We start from the raw sequence: 9,004 nt of genomic DNA, 5'->3' as shown, positions 1-9,004 counted from the left end.
CGTCGGCCTGGAGCCGGCCGCGCTGCGCGTCGGCCAGCGCAACCTGTTCGGCCCCGGCGGTGTTCCCGAGGTCGCCGCGCCCTGGACCTCCTTCGCGCCGACCCTCGCCGAGCTGCCCGACGGCCGCAAGGTGGTCGAGACCGCATTCACCCGACTCACCGGCCGTTCGCCGATGCTGCTGGCGGGCATGACGCCGACCACGGTCGACCCGGCAATCGTCGCCGCAGCGGCCAATGCCGGCCACTGGGCCGAACTCGCCGGTGGTGGCCAGGTCACCGAGGACATCTTCAGCCGCAACATCGCCAAGCTGACCGATCTCCTCGAGCCCGGCCGCGAAGCACAGTTCAACGCGCTGTTCCTCGACCCGTACCTGTGGAAACTGCAGCTCGGCGGCAAGCGTCTGGTGCAGAAGGCCCGCGCGCAGGGCGCACCGATCGACGGTGTGATCGTCTCTGCCGGTATCCCCGAACTCGAGGACGCCGTGGCGCTCGTCGACGAATTCGTCGAGGCGGGACTGCGTTTCGTGGCGTTCAAGCCCGGCACCGTCGAGCAGATCCGCTCGGTCGTGCGGATCGCCGCCGAAGTTCCGCACCACCCGGTCATCGTGCAGATCGAGGGTGGACGCGCGGGCGGCCACCACTCGTGGGAGGACCTCGACGACCTGCTGCTCGCCACTTACGGCGAACTTCGTGCGCGCCCCAACGTCGTCGTCTGTGTCGGCGGCGGTATCGGAACCCCGGAGCGGGCCAGCGAATACCTGACCGGTGAGTGGTCGAAGGCCTACGGGTATCCGACGATGCCGATGGACGGCATCCTGATCGGAACCGCGGCCATGGCGACGCTCGAGGCGACCACCACGCCCGAGGTCAAGCAGCTGCTCGTCGACACCGAGGGCTGCGACGCCTGGATCGGTGCCGGCCGCGCGAACGCTGGAATGGCTTCGGGCCGTTCGCAACTCGGTGCCGACATCCACGAGGTCGACAACACGGCCTCGCAGTGCGGCCGGCTGCTCGACGAGGTCGCCGGGGACGCCGATGCGGTCGCGCAGCGACGTGACGAGATCATCGCCGCGATGGTCGACACCGCCAAGCCCTACTTCGGCGACGTGCCCGACATGACCTACCGCGCATGGCTCGACCGCTACGCCCAACTCGCCGTCGGCGACGCGTCTGCCGACCGTCTGCCCTGGGCCGACATCACCTGGCAGCAGCGGTTCATCGACATGCTGCAGCGCACCGAGGCGCGGATGAATCCGCAAGACACCGGCGAGATCCCGACGATGTTCGCCGAGCCTTCCTCCTCCGACGATCCGCATGCAGCGATCGACGCGCTGGGCAGTGTGTACCCGTCGATCGACACCGACATCCTGCACCCGGCCGACGTGGCGTTCTTCCTCGAACTGTGCCGCACCCCCGGCAAGCCGGTGAACTTCGTTCCCGTCATCGACAAGGACGTTCGTCGTTGGTGGCGCAGCGACTCCCTGTGGCAGGCACACGATCCCCGCTACGGCGCCGACGCCGTCTGCATCATCCCCGGCCCGGTCGCGGTGGCCGGTATCACCCGGGTCGACGAGCCGGTCGGCGAACTGCTCGACCGCTTCGAGGCGCAGGTCGTGGCCGATTTGAGTGCCATCGGCGTATCGCCGGTCGGCGTGGATGCGCGCAAGCGCGCCGGACTCGTGGAGTCCGCCGGTTCCCTGAGCGCCGTCATCGAGGCCGACGACGTCGACTGGGCCGGTCGAATCGTGCCGAACCCTGTTGTGCTGCTGGGGGATCGCGACAGCTGGTCGGTGGTGAGCGGTGATCGTGCCGAGCACGCACCCTCCGGTTCGGTCCTCGAGCGAGTCGACGAGAACCGATTCGACTTGGTGGTGCCGATCTCGCAGGCATCCGTCCGCATCCCGCTCCATGTCTCGCCGGCACTGCTCGACGGCGGCAACCCGCTCGTCGGACTGGACGAGGCGTCCGGTGCGATGCGCGAGATCCTCGCCGTCGCCGCGGGTGGCGGCCTCGCCGACGTCGCCGATGGCGCGTCGGTGACCACCGTTGCCTGGCAGCCGGATTCGGTCGCCGACCACGCGGCTGTCACCGGCTTCTCGCTGCCGGCGAACCTCCGCCCGACCACCCCCACCGAGCCCGGCGGCTTCGCTGTGCCCGACACCCTGGTCGGCGCCTCCTGGCCCAGCGTCTTCAGTGTGATCGGTGCCGCGCGTACCGAATCCGGCGACCCCGTCGTCGAGGGGCTGCTCGACCTGGTGCACCTCGACCACGCCGTTGCGCTCATCGGAGCAATCCCGGCCGAACCGGCCGAACTGACGATCACCGCGCGTACCGGCGCCGTGCACGACACCGAGGTCGGCCGCGTTGTCGAGGTGTCGGTGAATGTCGCGGGCCCGGCCGGTCCGATCGCGACCCTCGAGGAGCGCTTCGCCATCCGCGGACGCCTGGGCGCTGACGAATTGACCGATCCCGCGCGTGCCGGCGGTGCCCTCTCCGACGAGCAGTCGGCGACGCGGAAGCTGTTGCGGCAGGCCAAGATCACCGCACCTGCCCGGATGCACGGCTTTGCCGTGGTGTCGGGCGACCGTAACCCGATCCACACCGACGCCTCGGCCGCCAAGCTGGCCGGCCTCGGCGAGCCGATCGTGCACGGCATGTGGCTGTCGGCGGCTGCACAGCAGGTCGTCACCGCGACCGACGCCAAGAATCCGATCCCGTCGCCGCGGCCGCTGATCGGCTGGACTGCGCGCTACCTGGGCATGGTCCGCACCGGTGACGTCATCACCGTCCGGGTCGATCGCGTCGGCCTCGACCATGGCCGCGAGGTCGTGGAGGTCAGCTGCAAGGTGGGCGACGACCTGGTCATGAGTGCGACCGGTCTGCTGGCCGCGCCGACGACCGTGTACGCCTTCCCGGGTCAGGGCATCCAGAGCAAGGGGATGGGCCTCGACGCCCGGTCCCGCTCGAAGGCGGCCCGCAAGATCTGGGACCGCGCCGACAAGCACACCCGCCAGGCACTCGGGTTCTCGATCCTCGCGGTGGTCCGCGACAACCCGACCACCCTGGTGGCCAATGGAACCACCTACAACCACCCCGACGGCGTGCTCTACCTGACCCAGTTCACGCAGGTCGCGATGGCGACCCTGGGTGTCGCACAGATCGCCGAACTCAAGGAGGCCGGTGGCTTCGTCGAGGGTGCGATCACCTGCGGCCACTCGGTGGGCGAGTACAACGCGCTGGCGGCATGTGCCGGCGTGCTCCCGCTGGAGGCCGTCCTGGAGGTCGTGTTCCAGCGTGGCGAGGCGATGCACCATCTGGTTCCGCGAGATGAGCTGGGACGCAGCGACTATCGGATGGCGGCGATCCGCCCGAGCCAGTTCGGTCTGGCCGACGACGAGGTCACCGACTTCGTCGCGGGCATCGGCGCCGAGATCGGCGAATTCCTCGAGGTCGTGAACCTGAATCTGCTGGGCTCGCAGTACGCGATCGCCGGCACGGTCCGTGGTCTCGAACATCTCGAGGCCGAGATCGACCGTCGCCGTGCCGAATTCGGCGGCAAGCGCTCGTTCATCCTGGTGCCCGGCATCGACGTCCCGTTCCACTCGACGGTGCTGCGTGCGGGTGTGCCGGAGTTCCGTTCGAAGCTCGAGGGTCTCCTGCCCGAGCACATCGATCCCGACATCCTGGTCGGTCGCTACATCCCGAACCTGGTTCCGCGCCTGTTCAATCTGGATCGCTCCTACATCGAGGAGATCGCCGCCCTGGTTCCCTCGGATCCGCTCGACGCGGTTCTCGCCGACTGGGACAGCTGGGCCGACAAGCCGAGTCAGCTTGTCCGCGTGGTGTTGATCGAGCTCCTGGCCTGGCAGTTCGCCAGCCCGGTGCGGTGGATCGAAACCCAGGAACTGCTGTTCGCCGGTCCCGAGCGCAGCGGCCTCGCGGTGCAGCGCTTTGTCGAGATCGGTCTCAAGGGCGCCCCGACGCTGGCCGGCCTGGCGTCGAACACGCTCAAGCTCGACGACTATGCCGCGGCGACCACCGAGGTGGTCAACGTCGAACGCGACAGCGACGTCATCCTGGCCAAGGACGCCGGCTCGGAGCCCGACGACGAGGACGACGCCGATGAGGCCCCTGCAGCCGAGGCGTCTGCGCCGGTCGAGTCGGCCCCCGCGGCTCCGGCCGCACCCGCCGCTCCGGCCGCACCCGCCGGCGGACCTCGCCCCGACGACATCACCTTCGGCCCCGCCGACGCGGTGAAGTCGGTGATCGCGCTGTGGACCAAGATGCGCGTCGACCAGATCGGTTCGGCCGACACCATCGAGGCGCTGTGTGACGGAGTGTCGTCGCGCCGCAACCAGTTGCTGCTCGACATCGGTGGCGAACTCGGACTCGGTGCCATCGACGGCGCTGCCGAGGCCGACATGGTCGCGCTCTCGTCCACGGTGTCGACGCTGGCCCGCGGCTACCGCCCGCTGGGTTCGGTGCTGACCGATGCTGTCTCCGACCAGGTCCGCAAGGTGCTCGGGCCAGTGGGCAAGCGGCAGAACTACATCACCGATCGCGTCACCAACACCTGGCAGCTCGGGCCCGGTTGGGCCTTGCACACCACCGTCGCACTCGCGCTGGGCACCCGTGACGGTGCCAGCGTGCGCGGCGAGGACCTGGGCAACCTGCTCGACGGTCCGCTGACGAGCCCGGATGCACTGGACGGTCTGATCGACCGGGCGGTTGCCGCGGTCGGTGCCACCAAGGGCATCTCGGTCAGCCTGCCCGCCGCCGAAAGCGGTGGCGGTGCAACGGTCGACGCGGCCGCGCTCGGTGAGTTCACCGAGCAGATCACCGGCCGTTCGGGGGCTCTCGCGTCGGCCGCCTACACGGTGCTCGAGAAGTTGGGGCTGGCCGAGGTGACCGATACCGCCGAGGCGGTCGAGGACGAGAACGCGGTGGTCGCGCAGCGCGTCAGCGCAGAGCTCGGCTCGGATTGGGCGCGCACCGTCGCGCCGGCCTTCGACGAGGCGAAAGTTGTTCTCGTCGACGATCGTTGGGCCACCAGCCGAGAGGATCTGGTTCGGATCTGGCTCACCGACGAGCTGGACCTCGACGTCGATTTCGAGCGAGTCGTCAATCGGTTCGAAGGCGCGGGCCACACGGTCGCGCAGCATGCCACCTGGTGGCAGGGCAAGGCGCTGGCCAACGGCAACGGCGTGCACGCACGGACCTTCGAGGCGATCGCCACGGCCGCCGAGAGCTCGGGCGTCGGAGCCTTCGCGGGTGAACTCGCGGTGGTGACCGGTGCGTCCAAGAACTCGATCGCGGCCGGTGTGGTCGCGGGTCTGCTCGCCGGTGGTGCGACGGTGATCGCCACCACCTCGCGGCTGGACTCTGACCGGCTCGGCTTCTACAAGAAGCTCTACCGGGAGAACGCTCGCTGTGGCGCGGCGCTGTGGGTCGCCCCGGCGAACATGGCGTCCTACACCGACGTCGACGACCTCGTCGAGTGGATCGGTGCCGAGCAGACCGAGAACCTCGGCGGCACAACGGCAGTGGTGAAGCCGGCGATGAAGCCGACGCTGCTCTTCCCGTTCGCGGCACCTCGGGTCGCCGGTGATCTGACCGACGCCGGTGGCCGGGCCGAACTGGAGATGAAGGTCCTGCTCTGGTCGGTCGAGCGGATGATCGCCGGACTGAGCGATCTGCACTCTGACCACGACATCGCCGCCCGACTGCACGTCGTGCTCCCGGGTTCGCCCAACCGCGGCATGTTCGGCGGTGACGGCGCGTACGGCGAGTCCAAGGCCGCGCTCGACGCTCTGGTGCAGCGCTGGTCGGCCGAAGAGTCGTGGGGCGCCAAGACCACGCTCGCGCACGCCCTCATCGGGTGGGTGCGCGGCACCGGTCTGATGGGACACAACGACGGGATGGTCACCGCAGTCGAAGCAGCAGGTGTGCGCACCTGGAGCACCGAGGAGATGGCCGGCGAGTTGCTCGGCCTGTGCACTCCGGAGAAGAAGGAGCAGGCGCGGTCGGCTGCGATCCTGGCCGACTTCACCGGCGGCCTGGACCCGGCGACGATCGATCTCAAGGCGCTGGCCGCGGTCGCGGCCGACGCCGCGGACACCGACGAGGAGGCCGACGCCGACGAGGTCGTGACCGTGGCTGCGCTACCGGCACCCGCACGTGCGCCAGAGGGTATGCGGCCGCAGTGGCCGACGCTGGATGCGCGACCGGAGGATCTGGTTGTCATCGTCGGTGCGGGTGAGCTCGGACCGTACGGTTCGGCACGCACCCGCTTCGAGATGGAGGTCGACGAGAAGCTCTCGGCGGCAGGCGTTCTCGAGCTCGCCTGGAACACCGGGCTGGTGCACTGGGACACCGCACCCAAGCCGGGTTGGTACGACACCGAGTCGGGTGACCCGGTGCCGGAGAGCGAGATCGCCGAGCGCTACCACGACGAGGTCGTCGCCCGTTGCGGCATCCGTCGCTACGCCGACGAGGGCGCGATGGTCGACAACACCTCGCCGCTGCTGACCTCGGTGTTCCTCGACGAGGACCTGACCTTCACGGTGAACTCGGAGGCCGAGGCGCGTGCGTTCGCGTCGGCGAATCCCGAGAAGACGCGAGTGGCGCAGAACGCCGACTCCGGCGACTGGCAGGTCACCCGCCTGGCCGGCACCGAGATCCGCGTTCCCCGTCAGTTCGCGCTCAGCCGCACGGTCGGCGGTCAGATCCCGACCGGCTTCGACCCCACCCGCTGGGGCGTGACGCCGGACATGGCGGAATCCATCGACCGGGTCGCGCTGTGGAATCTGGTGGCGACGGTCGACGCCTTCCTGTCGTCGGGCTTCACGCCGAGTGAACTGATGCGCTGGGTGCACCCCGGTCTCGTGGCCAACACGCAGGGCACCGGCATGGGCGGCATGACCTCCATGCGCGAGCTGTACATCAACACCTTGCTCGGTGAGGCGAAGGCCAACGACATCCTGCAGGAAGCCCTGCCGAATATCGTTGCGGCGCATGTCGTCCAGTCGTATGTCGGTAGCTACGGCGCGATGATCCACCCGGTCGCCGCTTGTGCGACCGCGGCGGTGTCGGTCGAGGAGGGCACCGACAAGATCCGTCTGGGCAAGGCGCTGTTCGCGGTCGCCGGTGGCTTCGACGATCTCGGCATCGAGGGGATCGTCGGATTCGGCGACATGTCCGCAACCGCGGAGTCGGCCAAGATGTCGGCGCGCGGGATCGACGATCGCCGGTTCTCCCGGGCCAACGATCGCCGACGCGGCGGCTTCGTCGAATCCGCCGGTGGCGGAACGATTCTGCTGGCTCGTGGCGACGTGGCCGCACAGATGGGCCTGCCGGTCCTCGGTGTGGTGGCCTGGGCCCAGAGCTTCGGCGACGGTGTCCACACCTCCATCCCGGCACCGGGTCTCGGTGCGCTGGGTGCCGCTCGTGGCGCGCAGAGCTCGCCCTTGGCCAACGCGCTGAATTCGCTGGGCGTCAGCGCCGACGACGTCGCGGTGGTGTCCAAGCACGACACATCCACGCGGGCAAACGATCCCAACGAGTCCGAGCTGCACGAGCGGCTGGCCGAGGCGATCGGTCGGGGTGATGGGGCACCGCTGTTCGTGGTGTCGCAGAAGTCGCTGACCGGTCACGCCAAGGGCGGCGCCGCGGCCTTCCAGCTGATCGGCCTGTGCCAGGTGCTCCGCGACGGCGTCATCCCGCCGAACCGCAGCCTCGATTGCGTCGACGACAAGATGCAGGAGTACCCGCACCTGGTGTGGGCGCGTGAGACGCTGCACCTCGGTGAGCGGTTCCCGCTCAAGGCCGGTCTGCTGACCAGCCTCGGCTTCGGTCACGTGTCGGGTCTCATCGCCGTCGTGCATCCGGAGGCGTTTGTCGCCACCCTCGACGAGGCCGACCGCGACGAGTACCGCCGCCGTGCCGCCGACCGGCTCCGCCTGGGCAACCAGCGCTTCCTGGAGTCGATGTGTGGGGGAGAGCCGGCTTATCGTCGGCCTGCCAACCGCCGGTTCGACGAGGCTGTCGACGAGCACGACGCCGAGGCCGGCCTGCTGCTCGATCCGGCAGTCCGCCTCGACGCGGCCGACACCTACGGCAACGTCCGGTGAGCGTGTTGGGAGTCGGGATCGACATCGTGTCGATCCCGGAGTTCGGCGAGCAACTGAAACAGCCCGGCACGACGTTCGCCGACCGGTTCACGGTCGGTGAGCGTCGGGACTCCTCCGCCGGAACCGGTGACGATGCACGCCATCTCGCGGCCCGGTGGGCGGCCAAGGAGGCCGTCGTGAAGGCGTGGTCGGTGAGCCGCTTCTCGCGCTCGCCGCTGTTGCCGCTCATCCGGCACAGCGACATCGAGGTGGTCACCGACAACTGGGGACGGCCGGCGATCCGCCTCGGCGGCGAGATCGGCGAACTGTTAGCCGAAGCCACTGTGCACGTGTCGTTGACCCACGACGGCGACACCGCCGCCGCGGTGGCGATCCTCGAGGGCAACTGATCCGAAGAGTTCGGTGGCTAGCGCTCTGACCTGCGCGTAAGCGTGCACCACCCCACCGCTCTCTGAGGTGCCCGAGGCGCCGGCCGAGGGATGCCTCGAAGGGCAGGCGAACGGGCCACGTCAGCGAGCCACCGGACCACTGAAAGTAGGGGAAGGTTCTTCCCCTACTTTCTGCCCCTGCTTGTTGAGTCGTCCGCGAGAAAATTCGCGGGGAGGACTCCAGGGGTAGGGGACGAGTTTCTTCCCCTATTTTTCGTGGATCATCGTCGCCGCGTCGCGCTCCATAGCCCTCTTCCCGCCTCCACGATCGCCGCCGCAGGCGGCGGGTGGGTCGCTGACTCGAAGAGTTAGGTGACCACCGCGCTGAACTGGGGAAATGCAGCATGCAGCGGAGGCGCTCCGGGACACTCTGTGTCCTGTTGGAGAATCTGTGTGCTGCAGCACACAGGTGAGCCGATTCGGCACAGGGTGTGGCCTGAGGGCACCC

2 protein-coding genes are annotated in these 9,004 nt (G+C 69.0%); both read left to right on the top strand.

Translation table 11 applies throughout. From position 1 onward, the window contains the following. Nucleotides 1-8,128: fatty acid synthase subunit beta domain-containing protein (locus ABZW74_RS10810; RefSeq protein ID WP_355276144.1), on the top strand; the 8,128-nt coding region annotated here is incomplete at its 5' end. After that, complete coding sequence (locus tag ABZW74_RS10805) at nt 8,125-8,517, top strand: holo-ACP synthase (protein ID WP_240861684.1); 393 nt, start codon at nt 8,125-8,127, stop codon at nt 8,515-8,517. The genes ABZW74_RS10810 and ABZW74_RS10805, both read left to right, overlap by 4 nt. Nucleotides 8,518-9,004 lie beyond the last annotated feature (487 nt).

It is taken from the genome of Gordonia sp. NPDC003585, assembly GCF_040610755.1.
In the GTDB taxonomy this organism is placed as follows: domain Bacteria; phylum Actinomycetota; class Actinomycetes; order Mycobacteriales; family Mycobacteriaceae; genus Gordonia.
This window is presented reverse-complemented; position numbering and strand designations above follow the sequence as displayed.